Genomic DNA, 21,854 nt, shown 5'->3' on the forward strand with positions numbered 1-21,854 from the left:
CACTGGACGGAAAACTTCAGCCCGTCTGGATCGCGCGCGACACCCCGAGCGCCGCCATCCGCACCACCGGGATCAGCGGCGAGAGGTTCGGCACGCTGCTCGGCACCACCACGGAAATCGCGGCGATGACCTCGTCGGCGAGCCCCCGCACCGGCGCGGCCACCGAAGACGCGCCCTCGGTCATCTCGTCGCGGGAGATGCTGAAGCCGGAGCGGCGGATCTCCGCGAGCACCCCGCGCAACCGCGCCGGATCGGTGATGGTGCCACTCGCCCGGCGGTCGAGCCCCGCCGACACCACCTCGTCCAGGCACTCGGCCGGCGCGTGCGCGAGCAGCACCTTGCCCGGCCCGGTCGCGTGCAACGGCAAGCGCTTCCCGACCCGCGAGGTCACCACCACGTCCGGGTGCGCCTCGAGTTTTTCCAGGTAGAGCGCGCGGCCCTCGTCGAGCACCACGAGGTGCACGACCTCGTGGGTGACCTGCAGCAGGTCCTGCAGGAACGGCAGCGCGACATCGCGCAGCTCCCGTCCGCTCGGCGCCTGCGAACCGAGCTGCCACAACCGCAGGCCGATGCGGTAGCGACCGCGGCCGGTGCGTTCGAGCGCACCCCAGCCGACCAGCTCCGCGAGCAGCCGGTACACCGTGGCGGGCGCGAAGCCGGTGGCCCGCGTGATCTCGCCGTGGGTCTGCTCGGAGCGGCCGTCGAGGAACGAATCCAGGATCGCGAACGCACGGCTGAGCACCGTGCGCCCGGGTTCGGCAGCGTTGCCGGCGATCGCGCGCCTCCCTGACCTCGGGGATACCGAACCGCCCATTTTCCGCCGGTGCCGCGGCGGTGGCAAGCCGAGCGGTCCGGTTCCCTCGTCAGGAGGCCAGGTTCCACGCCTTCCCGACCTGCGCCGCCGCGCACACGCCCACGGAGAGCAGGTACGCGCCCGCGTGTCCGCATTGGTCGGGACCGGTGCCGGGCGCGAGTGGCCGGCACCGGTCGCCCAGGTCTCGACCGCGGCGCGGCCCGAGCCGTCGCGGTACACCGCGTGCGGGAACCCGCCGACGGTGTCCGTTGTGGACGGTGTGGCGGCCACGCCCGCGACGTTCGTCCACTGGTCGGTGAGCTCACGCAGGTTCGCCGGCGCGACGGTGAAGTCGGCCGTGCCCTGCCACCGGATCACGGTGGGCCGTACGCCGGAAAACGGCGCTGCCGCAAGGACTTTCGCGCCCCACTGCGCGGCGTGAGGTCCTTGTCGGGGTACCTGCACGAGAACGCGTCGAGCGTCGAGGAAGCGCAGCCGTACGGCAACCCGGCCACCACCGCACCGGTGAGCATCGTCACGCTCAGCGTAGGAACGGAAACTCCGCGTGCCCACGGTGGCGGCCACCACATCCCGCGCCCGGTTTGTGTGGGCTCGCCGGATACCGCCGAGCGTGGTCCAGTCCTACGGTCTCGGCATGCGTACGCGGCGGCTCCCCCTCGTCCTCGCCGGTCTGCTCGCCGGCACCCTCCTCACGGCTCCGGCCACCGCCGCGCCGCGGTGCGCACCGGTTCCGGTTCCCGGTGCGGCACACCAGGAACAGGCCTGTCTCGCCGATCTCACCACCACCGGCACGCTCGCGACCGGGCACACCGTCCAGGCCGACTGGGCGGGCCTGACCTCGGCCGGGCTGCCCGCGCCGAGCGGCGTCCCCGGTGTGCAGGTCGACGGGTACTTCCCCGACTCCTCGACCACGAACACCAACCACGGCTGGAACCACGACGCGCAGTTCGTGGTGCGGCTGCCGGACCGCTGGAACGGCGGCCTGGTGGTCTCGGGCTCCCCCGGCACGCGCCGCCAGTATGCCAACGACCGCGCGATCGCCGACCAGGTGCTCGCGGCCGGCTACGCGTTCGCCGCCACCGACAAGGGCAACACCGGCGCGGACTTCTACGCCGACGGCCGCGCGCCCGGCGACGCACTCGCCGAGTGGAACGACCGCGTCACCCAGCTCACGATCGCCGCGAAGCTCGCCGCGGCCCGCCACTACGGCCATTCGCCGGCGCGGACCATCGCGGCGGGGCTCTCCAACGGCGGGTACCTCGTGCGCTGGCAGCTGGAGAACCGGCCGTGGCTCTACGACGGTGGAGTCGATTGGGAAGGCACGCTGTGGACGGCCGGCGGGCCGAACCCGCTGACCTTCCTGCCGCCGGCCCTGAGGAACTACCCGGCATACGCGGCCGGGAATCCCCAGGCACACCAAGCCATTCTCGACGCGGGCTTCGCGCCGGGCTCGGAGTTCCTCTGGCCCTACCACGACCAGGTCTACTGGGACCTCACGCAACGCACCTACCGCGCCGAGGTCGACCCCGGTTTCGACGGCGATCTGGCCGCCGGAATTCCCTTCTGCGGCAGCGGAACACCGGCGTGCGACGCGGACTACGACTACGCAACCCGGCCCGCCGCCGTGCACCGGGCGGTCGCGAAGGTCGCGCTGACCGGGCGCATCGGCCGGCCGTTGATCACCCTGCACGGCACGCTCGACACTCTGCTGCCGATCAGCCGCGACTCCGATGTCTACGCGGCCATGGTCGAGCACGCCGGGCGCGGCGCGCTGCACCGCTACTACCGCATCGAGGACGGCAACCACGTCGACGGTCTGGTCGACACCTTCCCCGACCGGCTGCGGCCGCTCGCCCCGTGTTTCCGCACGGCGTTCACCGCGCTCGAGGGCTGGCTGCGCGGCGGGCAGCCGCCGAGGTCGGAGACGGTGGCGCGCCCCGCGGGTGCGACTCCCGCGGGGCTCGCCACCGCCTGCTCACTGTGACCGGGTCCCAGGACCTTCAGGCGGCCTTGCGGCGCAGCCCGTAGCCGGCCTTCATCAGGAGCAGCAGCACGGTGCCGAGGATGAGGGGCTGCTGCAGGATCAGCTGCACCACCTGCGGCAGCACCTTCATCGTGGCGGGCGGCACGAACAGGCCGCCGATCGCGGTGATGAACGGGAAGCCCGCGAGCATCAGGTTGTCGCGGGACCAGTGCACGCCGCCGAGGGTGTCGATGGCGCTCGCGAACAGCACGCCGAACAGCACGGTGCCGGCGGCGGCGAGCACCGGCAGCGGCACGGCCTGCAGCAGGTGGTCGAACGGGCCGAGCCCGCCGAGCACCAGCAGGATGATCCCGGTCGCCAACGTGACGTAGCGCGAACCGACCTTGGTCACGCGCAGCAGGCCGATGTTGTCCGGGTAGGCCAGCGTGGACATGCCGCCGAACACGGCGCCGACGGTGCTGCCCAGTACTTCGCCGAACACACCCTGCGAGACGCGGTAGCCCGAGAGCTCCTGGCGGCCCCAGCCGGCCACGATGTCGTAGGTCGCGATGCTCTCCGCGATCGCCGGGAACAGCGTGATGAAGAAGATCAGCACGAGGCTGCCGTCGACCGAGAAGCCGAACGGGAAGATCCGCGGCACGGTGAAGCCCACGTTGTGCACCACGCCCGCGAAGTGCGTCGGCTCGAAGATCGCGTACACGACCGTGCCGACGACCACCGCCACCAGCACGGCACCGCGGCGCAGGATGGTTCCCTTGGGCAGCAACGTGAGCAGGATGACGACCAGCGCCGTGACCGCGCCGGACACCAGGTTCATGCCCGGGAAGCCGGGGCTGGCGGGCGTGCCCAGCACGTTGGGCAACGCGGTGCTGGTGAGCTGGGTCGCGAGGATCAGCACGAGCACGCCGCAGATGATCGGATCGCGCACGAACTTCGACAGGTAGGTGACCAGGCCGTACTTCTTGATCGGGACGGCGAGCACGCACCAGATCAGTCCCGCCACGACCATCGAGCCGAACGCCGCGCCCAGGCCGCCCTTCCCGTGCCCCACGGCGAGCAGCGCGGCGAGCGAACCGGCGTACGGGCCCTGCACGATCGGCAGCCGCAGCAGGAACACCGACTGCAGGATCACCACGAGGCCGGACGTCATGAACGTGACGCCGTAGAGGTAGGCGGTGTCGGTGGGCGAGAGCTTGAACGCGGTGCCGATCAGCGCGGGGAAGATCAGCAGCCCGGCCATGCCGAGGATGTTCTGGACCCCGAGCCCGATCGAGCTCGAGACCTTGACTTTGTCGTCGATCCCGACGTCGAAGATCGGGACCGCTTCGGATTCCGGGGTGGCAGGAGCCGTGGCGGCGGCGGTGACGGCCATGGGGGAAAGCTCCAAGCGATGACGGACGGCTGTGGCGGCCATCGAGCGGGGGAAGGGGAGGAGAGGCGCGAAACGGTGTGGTGCCGGACGGTGCGGTGCGGTGGTGGGATCGGCCGGATCGTTCTGGGAAGGGCCCGTTGAGGCATCAAAGTCCCTCAACGGGCCCTTCGCGGAACCAGAGCAGGGTCAGGCTTCGGTGGATTTGCGCAGCCGCGCGGCCCACCGTTCGAGATAGCCGGCCAGCACGATGCGGATCAGCACCGACGCCTTCATCGGCGGTGCTTCTTCGAACTGCGGAGCGGGACGAGGCGCCGTGGTGGTCGCGGCGGCCGCAGCCGGCGCGGCCGCACCGTTCACCGCCGGCGAGGCAGCCGCAGAAGGGGTGGCGCCCGACGCCGCACCGACCGGAGCAGCAGAAGCAACCGGAGCAGCAAGAACTTCCCCACCGTTCTCGATCCGCTGCCGCACCCGCGAAGCCAGCTCGCCGACCATCCGTCCGGACACGTCGGCCATGATCCCGCGGCCGAACTGCGCGAGCTTGCCGGAGATGGTCAGGTCGGTTTCGAGGGCCACGTGCGCGCCCTCGCCGGCCGGGGTCACGCGCATGGTCGCCTTGGCTTTCGCGGTGCCGGCGCCGCGGGTGTCCTTGCCGTCGGCCACGAGCACGGCCACGCGGGCCACGCCGTCCTTCTCCACGATCTTCGCGACCCCCTGGTAGGCCGCGGTGACCGGGCCGACCTTGATCTTCACCTTGCCGCGGTAGGAGTCGTCGCCGAGGTCCTCCACGAGCTCCGCACCCGGGAAGCAGGCGGCGACGTTGTGCGCGTCCTGCAGGAAGGTGAAGACCTCATCCGGGTCGGCGGCGACGTCGAAGGAGTTTTCGATGAGCATCCGGTGCCTCTCAGTCCTGGTCCGCGGCGGACGAGCCGGCGAGCTCCGCGGCCGCGATGGCGTCGACGATGCGCGCCGGCGTCACCGGGGCGCGGGTGATGCGCGCCTTCAGCGGCCGCAGCGCGTCCTCCACGGCGTTGGCGATCGTGGCCGGCGCCGGGATCGTGCCGCCCTCCCCCGCGCCCTTCACCCCGAGCGGGTTGAGCGGGCTGGGGGTCTGGATGTGGAACAGCTCGACCGGCGGCACCTCGGTGGCCGACACGAGCGCGTAGTCGAGGTAGCTCGTGGCCTGCGGCTGCCCTTCGACGTCGTACACCGGCTCCTCGTACATCGCGTTGCCGATGCCGTGCGCGAAACCGCCGAGCACCTGGCCGTCGACGAGCAGCGGGTTGATCACGTTGCCGCAGTCGTGGCCGATCACGTAGTTGAGGATCTCGATCTCGCCGGTCTCCGGGTCCACCTCCACCAGCGCGGCGTGCGCGCCGCTGGCGTACGCGGCCCGCTCCGGCGAGAAGTAGCTCGACGTCTCCAGGCCGGCCTTGATGCCGCGCGGCAGCGTGATGCCGTGCTTGCCGATGTTCGAGGTCTGCGCGAGCTGTTGCAGCGAAACGGATTTCTCCAGGTCCCCGCCCAGGCACGCCTTGTCGCCGACGAAGTCCACTTCGGCCGGGTCGCAGCCCAGCAGCACGGCGGCGTTGTCCAGCAGCCGCTCGCGCATCTGCTTCGCCGCGTCCATCACGGCCGGCCCGCAGGTGGCCGTGATGCGCGAGGCGAATGTGCCCTGCCCGAACGGGATCCGGCTCGTGTCGCCGGTCTTGACCTCGATGAAGTCCATGTCGAGGCCGATCCCGTCGGCGGCGATCTGCGCGTACACGGTCTCATACCCCTGGCCCTGCCCGGCCGCGGCGAGCGTGACGAGGATCTTGCCCTTGTTGGTGAGCCGGATCTTCGCGCCCTCGTACGGACCGAGGCCACAGCCCTCCACGTACACCGAGATCCCGATGCCGACGTAGCGGCCTTCCTCGCGCAGCTCCGCCTGGCGCGCGCGGGCCTCGGTGTAGCCGATGCGTTCGAGCGTGCCTTCCAGCAGGGTCGGGAAGTCGCCGCTGTCGTAGGTGAGCGGGCTGCCGTCGCGGAACATGATGCCGACCTTGTACGGGAACTCGTCGGCCTGGATGAGGTTGCGGCGCCGCACGTCGGCCGGGTCGAGGCCGAGGTGCTCGGCGATCCGGTCGATCATCCGCTCCATCACGAACACCGCCTGCGGCCGGCCCGCGCCGCGCACCGACGAGGTCGGGACCATGTTGGTGTAGCAGGCTTTCAGCTCGATCGCGATGTTCGGCACGTGGTAGGGACCGGGCACCGTGGAGGTGGTGATCGACGGCACCTGCAGGCCCGCGCAGTACGCGCCCTGGTCGTGCTCGATCGAGTCGCGGACCGCGAGCAGCATGCCCTCGTCGTCGAAGCCGACCTCCACGCGGTGGGTCTGCGAGCGCTCCATCATCGCGGTGACGAAGTTCTCCTGCCGGTCCTCGATCCACTTCACGGCGCGGCCCAGCTTCATCGCGACCCACGGGATCACGACCTCTTCGCCGTAGAACTGCGCCTTCGGCCCGAAGCCGCCGCCGACGTCCTTCGGCGCGATCACGCGGATGTCGTCCTCGGCCATGTCGTAGATCACCGAGAGCTGCTGGCGCGCGTAGTGCGGTGCCTGCGTGCCGTCCCACACGGTGACCTGGCCGGTCGCCGACTCGAAGCGCGCCGCGACCGCGCGCGGCTCCATCGAGTGCCCGCCGCCGCGCATCACGAAGAACTCGTCGGAGAGCACGTTGGGCGCCTCGGCCAGTGCCTTGGCCGCGTCGCCCGCGCTCTGGCTGAGCACCACGGCGACGTTGGTCTCGTCGCCGGAGTGGGCCTTCGGGCCGTTCTCCTGCACCGCGACCGCGGTCGACGCGACGGCCGGCAGCACCTCGTAGTCGACCTCGATCAGCTCCAGCGCGTCCTCGGCGAGGTAGCGCGATTCGGCGATGACCACGGCCAGCGGCTCGCCGACGTAGTGCAGTTCGGCCGGCGGCATCGGCAGGCGCGGGTAGTCGCGCAGCTGCGGGTGCTGGACCTTCGCCGCCAGGGGCTTCTGGATCTCCATCAGGTCGGCGCCGGAGAACACGGCGACCACCCCGGGCAGCGCGAGCGCCTCGGTGGCGTCGAAGGAAAGGATCTTCGCGTGGGCGTGCGGCGAGCGCAGGAACGCGGCCGCGAGCGCGTCGGGCAGGTCGAGGTCGTCGAGGTAGCCGCCGTGGCCGGTCAGCAGGCGCTCGTCCTCGCGGCGCTCGAGGCGCCGCCCGATCATCGCGGCCTCGGGGACCAGGGTGTCGGTCATGCGTTCGCGTCCTTTCCGGCCGAGGCTTCCAGCACGGACTTCACGAGGCCGGTGTAGCCGGTGCAGCGGCAGATGTTGCCGGACAGCACCTCGCGGGCCTGCTCCTCGTCGGCCACGCTCTGCTCGCGCAGGGCCGCCGTCACGCTCATCAGGAAGCCGGGGGTGCAGAAGCCGCACTGCAGCGCGTGGTTGCGCTTGAACGCCTGCTGCAGCGGAGCCAGTTCGCCGTCTTCGGCCAGGCCCTCCACGGTCTCCACCTCGGCGCCGTCGGCCTGCACCGCGAGCATGAGGCACGAGCGCGTGGCCGAGCCGTCGACGATCACCGTGCAGGCGCCGCACACGCCGTGCTCGCAGCCCAGGTGCGTGCCGGTGAGGCGCAGCTTCTCGCGGAGGAAGTCGGCGAGCGTCATGCGCGGGTCCACGGCGGCCTCGTACTCGCGGCCGTTGACCGTGCAGCCCACGGTGTGGGTCTCGTCCTGCGTGCGGACGGGGAACTCGGTCGCGTTGTCACGCACGGCCGGCCACCTGCTTTCCTCGGATGTCGGCGAGCGCGCGCTTCACCAGCACGCCGGTGAGCCGGCTGCGGTACTCGGCGCTCGCGTGGATGTCACCGGTCGGGTCGACCTGCGCCCGGGCGGCGGCCTCGGCTTCGGGCCAGAGGTCTTCGCCGAGCCGCGCGCCGGTGACCAGCGCTTCGACGTCGGTGAGACGGTGCGGCGTGGGCGCGACCCCGGCGGCGGCGATCCGGCACGTGGTGACCACGCCGGCGTCGTCGACCTCGCACACCGCGGCCACGCCGGCGAGCGCGAAGTCACCGCGGCGCGTGGCGAACTCGCGGAACGCCGAGAACTGGTTCGCCGGCGGGCGCGGCACGCTCACCTGCAGCAGCAGTTCGTCGGGCTCGAGCGAGGTGGTGAGGTGGAAGAGGAAGAACTCCTCCGCCGACACCTCCCGCACGCCCCGCGCGGACGCGATGGTGAACGTGGCGTCGAGGACCGAGAGCACGCTGGGCAGCTCGGCCGCGGGGTCGGCGTGCGCGAGGCTGCCGCAGACGGTGCCGCGGTTGCGGATCTGCGGGTGCGCCACCTGCGCGAGCGCCTCGGTGAGCACCGGCAGCAGCGCGGCGGCCTCGGCCGAGCGCTCGACGGTGCGCTGGCGCACCAGCAGCGGGATCGTCACACGGTCGGCGCCGAACACCGGCTGCGCGTACTCGGCGCCGAGGCGGTTCACGTCCACCAGGTGCTCGAAGCGGGCCAGGCGGAAGTTGAGCATCGGCATCAGGCTCTGGCCGCCGGCCAGCACCTTCGCGTCGTCGCCGTACACCTGCAGCGTGGCGAGCGCCTCCTCGAGGGCCCGCGGGGCGTGGTAGGTGAACTTGCCGGGTTTCATGCGGTCTCCGTGCCGGTCGAGCCGGTCTTCAGGTGCGCCCGCACGCGCTCGGCGAGCGCGGGCCGTTCGATCAGGGACATGTGCCGCAGGCCGGTCTGGACCTCCAGCGCCGCGCCGGGGATGCCGTCGGCCAGCGCGGCCGCCATCTCCGGCGGCGTGGCGTAGTCGTGCTCGCCGACCAGCACCAGCGTGCCGGCCGTGACGGCAGGCAGCAGGGCGCGCGAGTCCATCTCCCCCATCGCGATCGACGCCGCGGCGTGCGCCTCGCTGTTGGTGCGCAGGAAGATCTTCACGATCCGGTCGGCCTCGGTCGCGTGGGTCTCGCGGAACTCCGGGGAGAACCAGCGGTCCAGCTGGAAGGCGACCTGCTTCGAGCGCGGCACGGACACGGCCTTCTCCGCGCGCTCGGCCCACACCTGCGGTGCGTCGTCGCCGTAGTAGGCCGTGGTGTCGGCGAGCACGAGCGAGCGCACGCGGCCCGGGAAGCGGCCGGCGAAGTTCACGCCGACGCTGCCGCCCATCGACAGGCCCAGCAGCGACACCGTCTCCAGGCCGAGGTCGTCGAGCGCGGCACCGAGGTCGTCGGCCAGGTCGGCGATCGAGAACGGCTTGCCGTCCCAGGCCGACTCGCCGTGGCCGCGCAGGTCGAACGCGAACACCTGGAACTCGTCGGCGAGCGCTTCGGCCAGCGGCGTCCACAGCTCACCCGAGGTGGCGAGCGGGTGCAGCAGCACCACGGGCTCGCCCGCGCCCCAGCGGCGCACGGCCAGCGGGCCGGCGCCGGCTGTGGACGGGGTCGAGGTGGACGGGGTCATTCGGGCCTCCGGAAGATCTTCTCGGCGTTGGCGCGCAGGATCGCCTCGGTGTCGCTTTCGGACAGTCCGGCCGCCAGCACGGTGTGCACCGGGCGCGGGTCGCCCAGCGCGAACGGGTAATCGCTGCCCAGCACCACGTGGTCGGCGCCGACCAGGTCGGTGAGGAAGCGGATCGCGGGCGCCGACAGCGCGACGGTGTCGTACACGAAGTCGCCCAGGTAGTCCGAGGGCTTCTCCCGGTCCAGCTCGCCGGCGAACGCCTCCTTGGTGCGGTAGCCGCCGTCGAGCCGGCTCGCCTGGTACGGCAGGAAACCGCCGCCGTGCACCAGGATCACCTTGAGGCCGGGGTGGCGGTCGAGCAGGCCGTGGAGGATCAGCTCGGTCACGGCCACGGTGTTGTCGATCAGCCGGCCGTGCACGTTGCCCATGGTGCCCAGCGTGGCGAGCTCACCGGAGGGCCCGTAGGTGGGCGGGTGCAGCACCACCGGGATGCCCTCGCGCGCGGCGACCGTCCACAGTGGCTCGAAGTTCTCCTCGTGCGGTGCCGAACCCGTGAGCGGGTCGGTGCTCAGCATCACGCCGGTGAACTCCGGGCGCTTCCACACCTCCAGCAGGTCGGCCGCGGCCTGGTCGCCGTCGTCGGTGGCCACGGTCGCCAGCGCCGTCGTGGCCCCGCCGAGCTCGGTCACGGACTCGGCCATCGCGTCGTTCACGCGGCGGGCCCAGTCGCGCGCGGCCGGCGGCTCGAGGAACGCCGACTGGATGTCCATCCACGGCGACACGACCTGCGTGGCCACGCCGGTCTGCGCGCGCCAGCCGGCGCGGGGGCCGGTCTCGTTCATGCGCGCGCCGATCGGGCGGGTCTCGCCCATGCCGGGCACGTCGACGACCCAGCCCTTCTCCGTGCGCCGGGCGCTGAACCCGCACGCCGGCGCCTGCTCCAGCGCCGCCAGCAGGGACGGCGGCACGATGTGGGCATGCGTGTCGAGAACCGGGTAGGGGACGATCTCGTCGGTGTCCGTCCGACTCACCTCACTGTGCTGTTGAATGAGTGGCTGTTGGCTGAGTGGCTGATGGCTGAGCGCCGGTGCGGCTGTCCGGATTCGCGGCCGTCCGGCGGTCTGACGGCCGGCGGTATGGCTGAACTCACGTGGGCGGAAATCTCGCTGGTCCCCGACGCTAGGTGGCAGGCGGGCAGGCAACCAGCACGCTTTGCTGTCGGCCCCGGTTAGCAGTTCTTACAGCGGCCCCCTCGCGCGAGCGGGGCCCGGCGTGATGCGATGACCGAAGCCCGGACACGATCGGGTGAGAACGAAAGGCGGGTACCCGTTGACCGACTCAGCGGCCACGGACACAGGACTGCCGCGGCGCAACGTCGTCGTGGCCATCACCGGGGCGAGCGGTGCGTGTTACGGCGTGCGCGTTCTGCAACTCCTGCGTGAGCGCCCGGACTTCTCGACGCACCTCATCCTGTCGAAGGCCGGGATCCTGACGCTGCGCCACGAGTGCGACCTGAGCGCCGAGGACGTGCGCGAGCTGGCCGACGTGACCTACCGGCCCGGCGAGATCGGCGCGACCATCGCCTCGGGCTCGTTCCCCGTGGAGGCCATGCTCGTGGCCCCGTGCTCGATCAAGACGCTCTCCGCGATCGCCACGGGCTACACCGACGACCTGGTCGCCCGCGCCGCCGACGTGTGCCTCAAGGAGGGCCGGCCGCTGCTGCTCATGGTGCGCGAGACGCCGCTGCACCTGGGGCACCTGCGCTCGATGACCGCCGCGGCCGAAGCGGGCGCCATCATCGCGCCCCCGGTGCCGGCCTTCTATTCTCGACCCGGGACGATCGACGAGATGGTGGACTTCACCGCCCGCCGCGCGCTGTCCCGGGTGGGGCTGTGGGAGCTCGCCCCCACGCCGTGGGACGGTGACGTGTCCGGGCGGAGAGACGCTCTCACCCACGGTGGCTGACGGCGGGACCGCGCGAGCGGTCGGGAAAGGACTCGGGTGCTCGAAGCGCGGCGGCTGCAGATCTTCTCGGCGGTGGCCGAACGCGGCTCCTTCACCGCGGCCGCCGAAGCCCTGTTCATGACCCATTCCGCCGTGTCGCAGCAGATGGCGCTGCTGGAACGGCAGCTGGGCGTGACGCTGATGATCCGCGGCCCGCGGGGCATCGAGCTCACCGACTCCGGGCGCATCCTCGCCGAACGCAGCACGGGCCTGCTGGGCACGATCGCGAACATCGAGCAGGAGATGGCCGACCTCAAGGCGCAGCAGTCCTTCGTGCGGCTCGGCGCGTTCCCCACCGCCGGCGCGGACCTGATCCCGCGAGTGGTGCGGACCTACCAGGAGCGCTACCCGGACACGAAGATCGTGCTGCGCTCGGCCCACGCGTCGGACATGCCGGCGAACCTGCGCGACGGCTCGATCCACCTGGGTCTGGCCTGGGACTACGACTTCGACCCGCGCTCGGTGCCCGCCGACATCGAGTGGATCCACCTCGCCGACGACCCGCTGTGCGTGCTCGTGCCGGTGGACCACCCCGTGGCCGGCGAGTCCGAAGTGGAGCTGCGCGAGCTGGCGGGCGAGAGCTGGGTGGTGCGCAGCCACCGCCCGCCGTACGACGAGGCGTTCACGACGCTGTGCCGGCTGGCCGGGTTCGAGGCCGACATCGGCTTCGCCACGGAGGACTACCTGTCGGCCCAGGGCCTGGTGGCGGCGGGTGTCGGCATCAGCGCCGCGCCGCGGCTCGCGCTGGTGGCGCTGCGGCCCGACGTGGTCGCGGTGAACATCGCCGGCCCCGCGCCGCGGCGGCGCATCGCGGCCGTCCGGCTCCTCAACGCGAGCCATCCGCCCGCCGCGCAGCAGATGCTCGACGTGCTGCGCGCGGCCACGACCCCCGAGGAGACCCCGTGACCGTGCCGGACGAAACCGGCGACCGGCCCGGCACCGACGTCCTGCGCCGCATCCTGCGCGACGGGCGCACCGACATCTCGCTCGTGGACCGCATCGTCGAGGACCTCGCCGTGCAGATCATCGACGGCCGCCTGCCGCCGGGCGCCGACGTGAACTCCGTGGAGCTCGCGCGCCGCTACACCAGCAGCCGCACGCCGGTGCGCGAAGCGCTGCTCACGCTGCAGCGCGAGGGCCTCGTGGACATCCCCGCTCGCCGCCGCCCGCGCGTGGCCCCGGTGACGCTGAGCCAGGCGCGCGAGATGTACGAGATCCGCGCGAGCCTCCACGGCCTGGTCAGCGAGCTGATCGTGCGCAGCGCCCCCGACGAGGCCCTCGACGTGCTCGACAAGTGGCAGGCCCACCTGCGCCAGGACGCCGAACGCGGCGACGTGGACGCCTACTTCTGGCACAACGTGACCTTCCGCCAGGCCGAGGCCGAGGTCGCGGGCAACCACCAGCTCACCCGCCTGCTCGGCTCGCTGGGCCTGCGCACGCTTCAGCTGCGCCACGTGAGCCTCTCCCTGCCCGGCCGCCTCACCCGCTCCGTGGACGACCACGAACGCCTCCTGGAGGCCTACCGCGACCGCGACGCGCCCCTGGCCGTGGCCCTCACGAAGTCGATCATCTCCGCCGGCCTGCAGGCCATAGAGGAATCCGGCTGGTCGGGCCTGTCCGTCGAACGCTCCCCCGGGCCGTTGCCCGACCCCGAACCGCACCCCGCCCCGCACTCGGGCCCGCACTCCGGCCCGATCCCGGGCGGCGAGTAGCGCCGGTCAGGCCGCGGCGCGTTCCCCGGCCGGACGGCGGCGCAGCGCCGGGGTCAGCAGGGCCGGCGGGTGGTAGGCCTGGTCGAGCACACCGACGTCGGTGCCCGGCGGCACGATCTCGTCGATGCGGTCCAGGACCTCGTCGGTGAGGCTCACGTCGAGGCCCGCGAGCAGGTCGTCCAGGTGCGCCATCGTGCGGGCGCCGAGCAGGGCGCCGGTGACACCCGGGTGCGAGATCGCGAACGCCATCGCGAGGTGCGTCATCGGCAGGCCCGCCTCCGCGGCGAGCGGGATCAGCTTCGCGGCGGCGTCGATCCGGCGCTGGTCGGACAGGTGCCGGACCACGCCGGCGCGGCGCAGCCCGGCCGGGTCACGGCCGGTGAGCAGGCCCTGGCCGAGCGGACCCCACACCACCACACCGAGGCCGAACCGCTGTGCGGTGGGCAGGATCTCGCGCTCGATGCCGCGGTTGAGCATCGAGTAGACGGGCTGCTCGGTGTGGAAGCGCACCAGGCCGCGCCGCTCGGCGAGCCACTGGGCTTCGACGAGGTCGGCCGCCGGGGTCTGCGACCCGCCGATCGCGCGGACCTTGCCGCTGTGGACGAGGTCCGACAGCGCGGAGAGGGTCTCCTCGAGGTCGGTGTCCGGATCGGCGCGGTGCACCTGGTAGAGGTCGAGGTGGTCGGTCCGCAGCCGGCGCAGCGAGTTCTCCACGGCGGTCACGATCCAGCGCCGGCTGGTGCCCTGGTGGTTGGGGTCCTGGTCGAGCGGGCGGCCGAACTTGGTGGCCAGCACGACGTCGTCGCGGCGACCCTGCAGAGCTTTGCCGACGACCTCCTCCGAGTCCTGGTAGGCGTCGGCGGTGTCGACGAAGTTGAGGCCGGCGTCGAGCGCCTTGTGCAGGATCCGCGCCGACTCCTCGGGCGCGTTGCCCATGGAGGTGGCGAACATCAGGGTGCCGATGGCGTACGGACTGACCTTGATGCCGGTCCGGCCGAGCGAGCGGTACAACACGGGTTTCCTCCCGGGTGCACGGCCGGCGCGCGGCGATGCCGTACGCTGACCTAAGCGGAAAGCTTTTCCGGAACTATACGGAAAGACTTTCCGGTTAGGCAACCGGAAGGGACCGGAGTGACCGAGAACGGGAAACCGCGCCGGCAGCGCGCCGACGCCCAGCGCAACGTCGAAGCGCTGCTGGAGGCCGCCCGGGAGGTCTTCGACAGCTCCGGCGTCGACGCGCCGGCCAAGGAGATCACCGACCGCGCCGGAGTCGGCGTCGGCACGCTCTACCGGCACTTCCCGCAGCGCGCGGACCTGGTGAAAGCCGTGGTGGAGAGCGGGATCGACGCGGTTGCCGACGCGGGTCCGCGGCTGGCCGCCGCCCATGGACCCGACGAAGCCCTCTCCCACTGGGTCGACCGGTTCACCGAGCTGCTCGGGACCAAACGCGGTCTCGCCTCCGCGCTGCACTCGGGTGATCCGGCGTTCGCGGGCCTGCCCGCCTACTTCCGCCGGCGCCTCGGCCCCACCCTCACCGCACTGCTCGACGCAGCGGCCGCCGCCGGTGCGATCCGCGGCGACGTCCCCGCCGACGACCTCCTCTCCGCGATCGCGCAGCTCTGCCAGCCCGTGCCCGGCCGCGACCTCGAGCACGGGCGGCGCATGGCCGCGCTCCTGATCGACGGCCTGCGCCGCGGCCGCGAAGCCTCAGACCTGGCCGGAGCGTTCGATCGCCCGCAGACCGCGCAGCACGAGTGAGCGGCTCACCGCCGAGGCCAGCGGTGCGTCGCGATCGGCGTAGGCGTTCACGAGGCGCTCGTGGTCGGCGACCGAGTGCAGCAGCCGGCCCGGCAGCGACAGGCTGAGGTGGCGGAAGCGGTGCATCTGCAGGCCCAGCGACGACAGCCGCCGCTGCAGCTCGCCGTTCTGCGAGAGGCTCGCCTCGGCGTTGCGGAAGCCGACGTTGTGCCAGAAGTAGGCGTGCACGTCGCCGCGTTCGGCGTCGTCGGCCAACACCTTCTGCCACGTGCGCAGGCCGGCGATCTCCTCGTCCGTCGCGCGGGCGACCACGAGCTCGCTGACGAGCCCGTAGAGGCTGCCGCGGATCTCGTAGATCTCCCGGACCTGGCGCATGTCCACCGGCGACACGTACGGCCGCCGCCGCGGCGGCACGATCACCAGCGACTCGCGTTCCAGCAGGAGCAGCGCCTCCCGCACCGGGGTGCGGGAGGTGCTGAACCGCCGGGCGAGCTCGGCCGAGTTCACCTCGTGGCCCGGCCGAAGCCGGCCCTCGACGATGCTGATGGCGAGCTCGCGGAAGATCGCGACCGCGAGCGACGAGTCGCCGTCGGACCCGCGCAGTGCGCTGAACAACAGCTCTTTCCGCAGGTCCTCGACGCCCGCCTCGGTCACTAGCCGAGCACCTCGGGCCAGCGCCGGGTCACCGACGCCACCAGCTCCTCGGTCGACTCGGCCACCGCCGGGAAGTCCTTGAGCCGTTCGAACGGCCGGCACGCGTCGATCACCGCGCGGCTGTTGAACGGGATCTCGCCCGGCAGCGTGAGCGGGTCGACCCGGCTGCCCCACGTGCGCTTCATGACCTCGATGTCGAGCTCCGGGTTGGTGCGCCCGCACATCGCCCACACGACCTCGCCGAGGTCACGCGGGTTCACGTCGTGGTCCACCACCACCGTGAAGCGGTTCATGTACGCGGCGTTCGGCAGCTGCGCCGTGAGGTACGCGGCCTGGCGCGCGTGCCCCGGGTACTTCTGCTCGATCGCCACGATCAGCAGCGACCGCCCGCCGCCGGCCTCGTGCGCCCACACGGAGCGCACGCCGGGCAGCCCGGTCTTGCGCAGCGAGTCGGTGATGATCGCGGACTTCATCACCGTGCGCATGTAGGAGTAGTCGTGCGGCGGCTTTCCCGGAGGCGCCCCGAGCAGGATCGGGTCGTCGCGGTAGTAGACCTTCTCGATGTCGATCGCGAGGATCGGGTCCTGCGAACCGGAGTAGTACCCGGTCCACTCGCCGAACGGCCCCTCCGGGCGCGTGTCGGCCGGGCGCACCCAGCCCTCGATCGCGATCTCCGCGTCGTGCGGCAGCGGCAGACCCGTGGCCAGGCCCGCGATCGTGCGCACCGGCGACCCGGTCATCGCGCCCACGTAGTCGTACTCCGACACGTCGCCGGGCACCTCGACGCCCGCCGCCACCAGGTAGGCCGGGTGGTGCCCGAGCGTCGCGGCGATGGGCGCGCGGCCCTCGGCCTCGAACCAGCGGCGCAGGTGCTGAGCGCCGTGCTTGCCGGCCTCGATGTTCACCGTCGCCGAGCGGCCGTCGTCCTGCACCTGCATGCGGTACGCGCCGAGGTTGATCCGCCCGGTGTCGTAGTCGCGCGTGACCACGGCGCAGCCGGTGCCGATGTAGCGCCCGCCGTCGCCCTCGTGCCAGCGCGGCACGGGGAACTTCAGCAGGTCGATCTCGTCGTCCACATGGGACAGCAGCGGGCCGTCGGTCACCGTGACCGCGCGGAACTTCGCGGCGTCGGCCGCCCACTGGCCGGGCTTCACCGCGAGGATCTCCATGAGGTCCTCGTCGGTGTTGTCCCAGCCGAGGCCCAGCACGGAGCCGAGCAGACGCGGGTTGCTCACCGAACCGGACAGCACCCGCGAGCCCGCGGAGTAGTCCTTGATCGAATCGAACAGCATCGCCTTCGGGTGGGCGCGCCGGTAGTTGACCTGTGAGAGCGCGCCGATCTCCAGCTCCCAGTGGGCACCTTCGATCGGCTGGACCTCGCCTTCGCGCTCGGCTTCGGCGAGCCAGCGCCGCAGGTCGGGACCGGTGTCGTTCATGCCACTCCTCGTCGCGTCTCGGCCTGGAAGTACTCGACGGCCGCCTCGGCCGTGAGCACGTCCGCGTACTTCTGGTTGAGGTCGAACAGGCTCAGCCAGTGCGACGACTCGAAGCGGTCGAAGCACAGGTCGCCGACCACTCCCACGCGGTAGCCGCGGCTGCACGCGTCGACCACGGTCGAGCGCACACAGCCGCTGGTCGCCTCACCGACCACGAGCAGCGTGTCGTGGCCCCCCGCCCGGAGGATGGTGTCGAGCGGGGTCTCGAAAAAGCAGCTCGGGCCGATCTTCTCCAGCACCAGGTCACCGGCGGCCGGGGCCACCTCGGCCACGATGTCGTTGCCGTTCACCGCCCGTGCCTTCGGCTGCAACGCCGGCGCCGGCTTGCGGTTCCACCGGCCGTAGTCCGGGGGTGTGGCGTGGAAGTACGCCACCCGCACGCCGGCGTCGCGCGCCGCCTGCAGGAACGGTGCCGTGCGGTCCACGACCTCCCAGCCGGCGGCACCACACGAACTGGGCCAGTCGGCCACCGACTCGAGGATGTCGGCGCGGGGCAGGCCGAGCGCCGTGTAGTAGAGGTCGACGGCGACCACGAACGGTCGCGAGCCGAGGCCGAACGGCACCTGCTTGGCCCACGACGTGGCCGCGAGCACGGCCCGGTCGCGTTCGGTCAGGTAGGGCGCCCAGCCGTCCTCGAACACGGCGTCGGCGGTGATCGGCACGGTCACGCCGCCGCCAGCGTGCTGTCGATGTACTGCGTGACGTCGGCCGGCGGGCTCTTCTTGGCGTTGTGCGCGGCCTCGTCGAACGCCTGCTTGATCACCTTGGGCTCCACCTCCGGGGTCTGCGACCACACGGTGAGGAAGAAGTCGTACGCGTACTGGGCGAGCTCGTCGCTCTGCACGCCGCTGTACTTCTTGATCGCCTTCACCGTCTCGGGCTTGTGCGAGCGCAAGTACTGCAGCGACTCGGCTTCGGCGGCGTAGAACCGCTTCACCGCTTCGCGGTTGTTCTGCAGGAACTTGTTCTGCACGGTGTACGCGCCGAGCGGGAACTGCAGATCGGCCAGCGAAGCCAGGCGGTGCGCGCCCTTCTCGCGGCTCTGCGTGCCGTTGGGCGGCTGGGTCAGCAGCGCGGACACCGCACCGCTGCCGAGCGCCGCGACCTCGGCGGGCACGCTCTTCACGAACACCGCCTGCACGTCTTCGCGCTTCATGCCGTTGGCCTCGAGCAGGTCGGTGAGGCCGAAGTCGCTCTGCGAGCCCGGCGAGGAGATCGCGACCTTCTTGCCCTTGAGGTCCTTGATCGTCTTGATGTCGGGGCTGGCCCACATCTCGAGGTTGTAGTGCGGCTCGGACATCGCGACGTACTTGAGGTCGGAGCCCTTCATGATCGCCGCGGCGGTGTCGGCAGCGACGCCGACGCCGATGTTCACGCTGTTGCTCGACAGCGCGGCCACGAGCTGCGAGCTGTCGTTGAGCCGGCTGAGCGTGACCTTGAGGCCGTGCTTGGCGAAGATGCCTTCGTCCTGCGCCACGTAGAGGTCGGAGTAGCCCGCGCCGAGCGCGGTGTAGCCGATGGTGATCGGCAGCGCGCCGCTGGCGTCGGCCTTGACCGGGTCGGTGCCCCCGCCTTTGCCGGCGCAGCCGGTGAGGACGAGCGCCAGCGCCGCGGCGGCCGAGACCACCGAGATGATCTTCTTGGTCATTGTGAACCTGCCCAGTGGGTGAAGCGGCGTTCGATCATCCGCACGGCGCCGTTGAGCAGCAGCGCGACGACGGCGAGGATGACGATGCCGGCCATGGCGTTGTCCATGTTGAAGTTCGAGGTCTGGGTCTGGACGAAGTACCCGAGGCCCTGGCTCGCGAGGAAGAGCTCCGCGACGATCGCACCGACCAGCGCGCGGCCGACGGCGAGGCGCACACCCGCGAGGATGTACGGCAGCGTCGCGGGCAGGGCGATGGCGTAGAAGAACTTCAGCCGCGGCGTGCAGAACACCGTGGCCACGCGGGTGTAGTCGCTGTCGAGGTTCCGCACACCCGCGGTGATGTTGATGATGAGCGGCAGGATCGCGGCCCAGATGATCACCAGGATGCGCGAGACGTCGCCGATGCCGAACCAGAAGATGATGATCGGCAGGAACATCACGTAGGGCACCGAGTAGAGGATGTTGACCATCGGCTCGGTCATGTCGTGCAGGACCTTGCTGCGGCCCAGCACGAGGCCCACCGGGATGCCGACCACGAACGTGATCAGCAGGCCCCACAACAGTTCCAGGCCGGTCGCGCCGAGCGCGGGCCAGATGTCGCCCGAGCCGAACAGGTCGATCTCGGAGGACACGATGCGCGTCGGGCTGCTGGAGAAGGAGACGTCGACGACACCGGTGGCGCTGCAGACCTGCCACAGCACCAGGACGATCGCGATCCCGGCGGCGCCGAGCAGGCCGCTACGCCTGCGCTGAACCCAGGCGGACAGTCCCCTGGACTCCATCGCCGCGGGCGGCGCGGGCGGGTTCGGCGGCCTGGTCAGTGTTGACGCCGTGGTCATGGTTCCTCGCTGAGTCTTCCGAAGCTGCGGATTCCGGGGTGGGGGCTGGGTTCGCGCTCTCGTCGGCCGGTTTGTGGTGCAGCGCCTCGAGAATCCGGTCGCCGTAGGCGAGGAACTCGGAGCTGCGCCGCCAGGCCGCGTCCCGCGGGCGGGGCGCGTCGATCTTCACCTCGATGGCGACGTGGGCCGGGGACTGGGAGAACACGATCACGCGGTCGGCGAGCAGCACGGCCTCGTTCACGTCGTGGGTCACGAACATGGCCGTCTTCTTCGCGCTCACGGTGTCGGCCTGCCAGATGCGCAGGAGCTCGTCCTGCAGGTTCTCGCGGGTCTGCGCGTCGAGCGCGCCGAACGGCTCGTCGAGCAGCAGCAGGGTCGGGTCGGTGGCCAGGGCCCGCGCGAGGTTCACGCGCTGCTTCATGCCGCCCGAGAGCTCGTGCGGGTACTTGCCGGTCACGTGCGAAAGACCCACGATCTCCAGCAGTTCCTGGGCCCGCTCCCGCACCTGCGCCGTGAGCCGGCCCTGCACCTGCGGTCCGAAAAGGACGTTGTCCAGCACCGTGCGCCACGGGTAGAGCGAGGCGTGCTGGAAAACCAGGGATCGTTCGGGGCCGGGCCCCTTCACGGCCTTGCCGCCGACCTCGAGCGCACCGCCGGCGACCGGGACCAGCCCGGCGACGGCTTCGAGGAACGTGGTCTTGCCGCACCCGCTGGGTCCGACGATGACCACGAACTCCTCGTCCATGATCTGGAGGTTGAGGTCGAGGACCGCCGTGGAGAACGCGTTGCCGCGCCTGGCCTTGTGGCCGAGCAGCAGATCACGCGCGTCCAGACATACATTCGACGACGTCATCGGCCGACCGCCACCCCAACCGGCCGGACTTCCGGGTAACTCACTACTACTCCTCCTTGCTGCTGGGCTGCACTGCACTTTCGCAAGGTGTCGACACTTCGGGAGAGTCTCTGCCCCGGCCCAGGATGTGTCAAGGGTCGCAGTGAGACAGTCGCCATGATCGATGCGGGAAAAGATCTTTCCCGACAAGGGAAATCACTGGTCAAGCGGGTGCGGGCGCGCGCCGATTCCTTCCGGTACGCATCGGTCCGTTATCGAGGCGTCACCGGCTTCGCGCCGCGAACTGTCGACACTAGCCACTTCACGGCGGCGTCGAGGGCTGCGTTCAGGGAGACGGTACCGGGCCTGCGCCACCGGTCGGCGGCGAGGAGGAGAGCCTCGTCAGCAGGCCTTGCGCAGCAGCGCGGCGCCGGTGGCGAACGCGCCGTCGAGGTCGTGGGCGAAGCCGTCGAGCACGTCGTCGAGCCCGCGCAGCCCGGCCCGCTCGACCAGGGTCTTCTCGTTGGTCACCCACTCGCCGCGGGCCGCGAGCACGGCGTGCGCGGTCTGCAGCGCCGCGACGCCGAGTGAGGCCGCCGCCTCGGTGGCGTTCCCGCGCGCGACGTGCGCGGTCTTCGCGTAGGTGAGCGTCTGCTCGGCCGCGGCGTGCCAGAACTTCGGCGCGCTCGCCTGCAGGGCCGGCGGGTAGTCCGGCCGGGGCAGGCTGCCGCGCAGCACCTCGTTGATCGCCAGCTCCGCCACCACGAGGTAGCTCGGGATGCCGGCGAGGTGGAACGCGAGCGGTTCCCAGTGGAACCGTCCCGCGCGGGCCTCGGCCAGCTCGTGCTCGACCGTAGCGAGGTCGCGGTAGTGCACGTCGACTCGGCGGCCCTCGATCGTGAGCCACGCGCCGCCGTTGAACACACCGCCGCCCCACTCGCCGAGCTCGGACACCTCGCCGGGGTGACCGAGCGCGCGCAGATCACCGGGGTCGAACGCGCCCCGGTAGTACAGGCCCAGGTCCCAGTCTCGGACCGGGCCGGCGGCACCCGAATCAGCACTTCCCGAATCAGCACCGCCTGAATCAGCACTGCCCGAGTCAGCGCGGTGCTCATCGGCGCGGTCGCGGGCCCGTGAGCCGCCCAGCGCGACCGCCTCGACCCCGGGCAGCGCGGCCAGCTCGTCGGCCACCTGGTCGGCAAAGATTTTCCCGCTGTTGTCCGGCATCGTCCGAACATGCCATGAATCGGGCGGATGATCGCTACG

22 protein-coding genes are annotated in these 21,854 nt (G+C 71.4%); 5 read left to right on the forward strand and 17 right to left on the reverse strand.

Features of this window, described 5'->3' with window-relative positions; translation table 11 throughout:
- Nucleotides 1–16 precede the first annotated feature (16 nt).
- Both VSH64_RS14600 and VSH64_RS14605 read right to left on the reverse strand, forming a co-directional pair.
- Nucleotides 17–1,171: an IclR family transcriptional regulator domain-containing protein gene (locus tag VSH64_RS14600; protein ID WP_326836130.1), complete on the reverse strand. Its 1,155-nt coding sequence runs from the start codon at nucleotides 1,169–1,171 to the stop codon at nucleotides 17–19.
- Nucleotides 1,168–1,332 carry a hypothetical protein gene (locus VSH64_RS14605; RefSeq protein ID WP_326836131.1) on the reverse strand — a complete coding sequence of 55 codons (165 nt, stop codon included), beginning with the start codon at nucleotides 1,330–1,332 and terminating at the stop codon, nucleotides 1,168–1,170. Before VSH64_RS14605 ends, VSH64_RS14600 begins: the two co-directional genes overlap by 4 nt.
- A 116-nt stretch (nucleotides 1,333–1,448) precedes the next feature.
- Here VSH64_RS14605 and VSH64_RS14610 point away from each other — a divergent pair, with 116 nt between their 5' ends.
- Nucleotides 1,449–2,798: a 3-hydroxybutyrate oligomer hydrolase family protein gene (locus tag VSH64_RS14610; RefSeq protein WP_326836132.1), complete on the forward strand. Its 1,350-nt coding sequence runs from the start codon at nucleotides 1,449–1,451 to the stop codon at nucleotides 2,796–2,798.
- A gap of 16 nt (nucleotides 2,799–2,814) precedes the next feature.
- Here the strand turns inward: VSH64_RS14610 and VSH64_RS14615 are convergent, their stop codons facing one another.
- The 7 genes from VSH64_RS14615 to VSH64_RS14645 all read right to left on the reverse strand — a co-directional run bounded on the left by VSH64_RS14615 (nucleotide 2,815) and on the right by VSH64_RS14645 (nucleotide 10,676).
- Nucleotides 2,815–4,170, reverse strand: coding sequence for a uracil-xanthine permease family protein (locus VSH64_RS14615; protein WP_326836133.1), 1,356 nt, complete (start codon nucleotides 4,168–4,170; stop codon nucleotides 2,815–2,817).
- Between the two features lie 186 nt (nucleotides 4,171–4,356).
- The gene (locus tag VSH64_RS14620) at nucleotides 4,357–5,061 is read right to left on the reverse strand and encodes an SRPBCC family protein (protein WP_326836134.1); all 705 of its coding nucleotides are present in this window, start codon (nucleotides 5,059–5,061) and stop codon (nucleotides 4,357–4,359) included.
- Between the two features lie 10 nt (nucleotides 5,062–5,071).
- Nucleotides 5,072–7,441 carry a xanthine dehydrogenase family protein molybdopterin-binding subunit gene (locus tag VSH64_RS14625; RefSeq protein WP_326836135.1) on the reverse strand — a complete coding sequence of 790 codons (2,370 nt, stop codon included), beginning with the start codon at nucleotides 7,439–7,441 and terminating at the stop codon, nucleotides 5,072–5,074.
- Nucleotides 7,438–7,956: a (2Fe-2S)-binding protein gene (locus tag VSH64_RS14630; protein ID WP_407655645.1), complete on the reverse strand. Its 519-nt coding sequence runs from the start codon at nucleotides 7,954–7,956 to the stop codon at nucleotides 7,438–7,440. Before VSH64_RS14630 ends, VSH64_RS14625 begins: the two co-directional genes overlap by 4 nt.
- The gene (locus VSH64_RS14635) at nucleotides 7,949–8,830 is read right to left on the reverse strand and encodes an FAD binding domain-containing protein (protein ID WP_326836136.1); all 882 of its coding nucleotides are present in this window, start codon (nucleotides 8,828–8,830) and stop codon (nucleotides 7,949–7,951) included. The genes VSH64_RS14630 and VSH64_RS14635 overlap by 8 nt, the downstream gene beginning before the upstream one ends.
- Nucleotides 8,827–9,645, reverse strand: coding sequence for an alpha/beta fold hydrolase (locus VSH64_RS14640; protein ID WP_326836137.1), 819 nt, complete (start codon nucleotides 9,643–9,645; stop codon nucleotides 8,827–8,829). The genes VSH64_RS14635 and VSH64_RS14640 overlap by 4 nt, the downstream gene beginning before the upstream one ends.
- The gene (locus VSH64_RS14645) at nucleotides 9,642–10,676 is read right to left on the reverse strand and encodes an amidohydrolase family protein (RefSeq protein WP_326836138.1); all 1,035 of its coding nucleotides are present in this window, start codon (nucleotides 10,674–10,676) and stop codon (nucleotides 9,642–9,644) included. The genes VSH64_RS14640 and VSH64_RS14645 overlap by 4 nt, the downstream gene beginning before the upstream one ends.
- 298 nt (nucleotides 10,677–10,974) lie before the next feature.
- Between VSH64_RS14645 and VSH64_RS14650 the strand changes: the two genes are divergently transcribed.
- Genes VSH64_RS14650 through VSH64_RS14660 form a run of 3 tightly spaced genes read left to right on the forward strand, consistent with a single transcriptional unit; the run spans nucleotide 10,975 to nucleotide 13,361 of the window.
- Nucleotides 10,975–11,610 (forward strand): UbiX family flavin prenyltransferase, encoded by a 636-nt coding sequence (locus VSH64_RS14650; RefSeq protein WP_326836139.1) that lies wholly within the window; start codon nucleotides 10,975–10,977, stop codon nucleotides 11,608–11,610.
- 36 nt (nucleotides 11,611–11,646) lie between these two features.
- Nucleotides 11,647–12,555: a LysR family transcriptional regulator gene (locus VSH64_RS14655; protein WP_326836140.1), complete on the forward strand. Its 909-nt coding sequence runs from the start codon at nucleotides 11,647–11,649 to the stop codon at nucleotides 12,553–12,555.
- Nucleotides 12,552–13,361 carry a GntR family transcriptional regulator gene (locus VSH64_RS14660; protein ID WP_326836141.1) on the forward strand — a complete coding sequence of 270 codons (810 nt, stop codon included), beginning with the start codon at nucleotides 12,552–12,554 and terminating at the stop codon, nucleotides 13,359–13,361. The genes VSH64_RS14655 and VSH64_RS14660 overlap by 4 nt, the downstream gene beginning before the upstream one ends.
- Before the next feature lie 6 nt (nucleotides 13,362–13,367).
- Here VSH64_RS14660 and VSH64_RS14665 read toward each other — a convergent pair whose 3' ends face one another.
- Complete coding sequence (locus VSH64_RS14665; protein WP_326836142.1) at nucleotides 13,368–14,375, reverse strand: aldo/keto reductase; 1,008 nt, start codon at nucleotides 14,373–14,375, stop codon at nucleotides 13,368–13,370.
- A 117-nt stretch (nucleotides 14,376–14,492) separates the two neighbouring features.
- Here VSH64_RS14665 and VSH64_RS14670 point away from each other — a divergent pair, with 117 nt between their 5' ends.
- Nucleotides 14,493–15,119: a TetR/AcrR family transcriptional regulator gene (locus VSH64_RS14670; protein WP_326836143.1), complete on the forward strand. Its 627-nt coding sequence runs from the start codon at nucleotides 14,493–14,495 to the stop codon at nucleotides 15,117–15,119.
- Here the strand turns inward: VSH64_RS14670 and VSH64_RS14675 are convergent.
- The 7 genes from VSH64_RS14675 to VSH64_RS14705 all read right to left on the reverse strand — a co-directional run bounded on the left by VSH64_RS14675 (nucleotide 15,069) and on the right by VSH64_RS14705 (nucleotide 21,815).
- Entirely contained in the window at nucleotides 15,069–15,773 is a 705-nt protein-coding gene (locus VSH64_RS14675) for a GntR family transcriptional regulator (RefSeq protein WP_326836144.1), read from the reverse strand. The two genes, VSH64_RS14670 and VSH64_RS14675, sit on opposite strands and share 51 nt — an antisense overlap.
- Entirely contained in the window at nucleotides 15,773–17,209 is a 1,437-nt protein-coding gene (locus VSH64_RS14680) for a UbiD family decarboxylase (RefSeq protein WP_326836145.1), read from the reverse strand. Before VSH64_RS14680 ends, VSH64_RS14675 begins: the two co-directional genes overlap by 1 nt.
- Nucleotides 17,206–17,937, reverse strand: a complete 732-nt coding sequence (locus VSH64_RS14685; protein WP_326836146.1) for a cysteine hydrolase family protein — start codon at nucleotides 17,935–17,937, stop codon at nucleotides 17,206–17,208. The genes VSH64_RS14680 and VSH64_RS14685 overlap by 4 nt, the downstream gene beginning before the upstream one ends.
- The gene (locus tag VSH64_RS14690) at nucleotides 17,934–18,917 is read right to left on the reverse strand and encodes an ABC transporter substrate-binding protein (RefSeq protein WP_326836147.1); all 984 of its coding nucleotides are present in this window, start codon (nucleotides 18,915–18,917) and stop codon (nucleotides 17,934–17,936) included. The genes VSH64_RS14685 and VSH64_RS14690 overlap by 4 nt, the downstream gene beginning before the upstream one ends.
- Nucleotides 18,914–19,699 carry an ABC transporter permease gene (locus tag VSH64_RS14695; RefSeq protein ID WP_326836148.1) on the reverse strand — a complete coding sequence of 262 codons (786 nt, stop codon included), beginning with the start codon at nucleotides 19,697–19,699 and terminating at the stop codon, nucleotides 18,914–18,916. The genes VSH64_RS14690 and VSH64_RS14695 overlap by 4 nt, the downstream gene beginning before the upstream one ends.
- The gene (locus VSH64_RS14700) at nucleotides 19,656–20,609 is read right to left on the reverse strand and encodes an ABC transporter ATP-binding protein (RefSeq protein WP_326836149.1); all 954 of its coding nucleotides are present in this window, start codon (nucleotides 20,607–20,609) and stop codon (nucleotides 19,656–19,658) included. Before VSH64_RS14700 ends, VSH64_RS14695 begins: the two co-directional genes overlap by 44 nt.
- 381 nt (nucleotides 20,610–20,990) lie before the next feature.
- The gene (locus VSH64_RS14705) at nucleotides 20,991–21,815 is read right to left on the reverse strand and encodes a nucleotidyltransferase domain-containing protein (RefSeq protein ID WP_326836150.1); all 825 of its coding nucleotides are present in this window, start codon (nucleotides 21,813–21,815) and stop codon (nucleotides 20,991–20,993) included.
- Nucleotides 21,816–21,854: the final 39 nt, after the last annotated feature.

Source organism: Amycolatopsis rhabdoformis (genome assembly GCF_035918295.1).
Taxonomy (GTDB): domain Bacteria; phylum Actinomycetota; class Actinomycetes; order Mycobacteriales; family Pseudonocardiaceae; genus Amycolatopsis; species Amycolatopsis rhabdoformis.

Bases quoted from the DNA above. Each gene is read 5' to 3' on its own strand.
- VSH64_RS14610 (WP_326836132.1), top strand. From the start codon at position 1,449: ATGCGTACGCGGCGGCTCCCCCTCGTCCTCGCCGGTCTGCTCGCCGGC.
- VSH64_RS14615 (WP_326836133.1), bottom strand. From the start codon at position 4,170: ATGGCCGTCACCGCCGCCGCCACGGCTCCTGCCACCCCGGAATCCGAA.
- VSH64_RS14620 (WP_326836134.1), bottom strand. From the start codon at position 5,061: ATGCTCATCGAAAACTCCTTCGACGTCGCCGCCGACCCGGATGAGGTC.
- VSH64_RS14625 (WP_326836135.1), bottom strand. From the start codon at position 7,441: ATGACCGACACCCTGGTCCCCGAGGCCGCGATGATCGGGCGGCGCCTC.
- VSH64_RS14635 (WP_326836136.1), bottom strand. From the start codon at position 8,830: ATGAAACCCGGCAAGTTCACCTACCACGCCCCGCGGGCCCTCGAGGAG.
- VSH64_RS14640 (WP_326836137.1), bottom strand. From the start codon at position 9,645: ATGACCCCGTCCACCTCGACCCCGTCCACAGCCGGCGCCGGCCCGCTG.
- VSH64_RS14680 (WP_326836145.1), bottom strand. From the start codon at position 17,209: ATGAACGACACCGGTCCCGACCTGCGGCGCTGGCTCGCCGAAGCCGAG.
- VSH64_RS14690 (WP_326836147.1), bottom strand. From the start codon at position 18,917: ATGACCAAGAAGATCATCTCGGTGGTCTCGGCCGCCGCGGCGCTGGCG.
- VSH64_RS14695 (WP_326836148.1), bottom strand. From the start codon at position 19,699: ATGGAGTCCAGGGGACTGTCCGCCTGGGTTCAGCGCAGGCGTAGCGGC.
- VSH64_RS14700 (WP_326836149.1), bottom strand. From the start codon at position 20,609: ATGACGTCGTCGAATGTATGTCTGGACGCGCGTGATCTGCTGCTCGGC.
- VSH64_RS14705 (WP_326836150.1), bottom strand. From the start codon at position 21,815: ATGCCGGACAACAGCGGGAAAATCTTTGCCGACCAGGTGGCCGACGAG.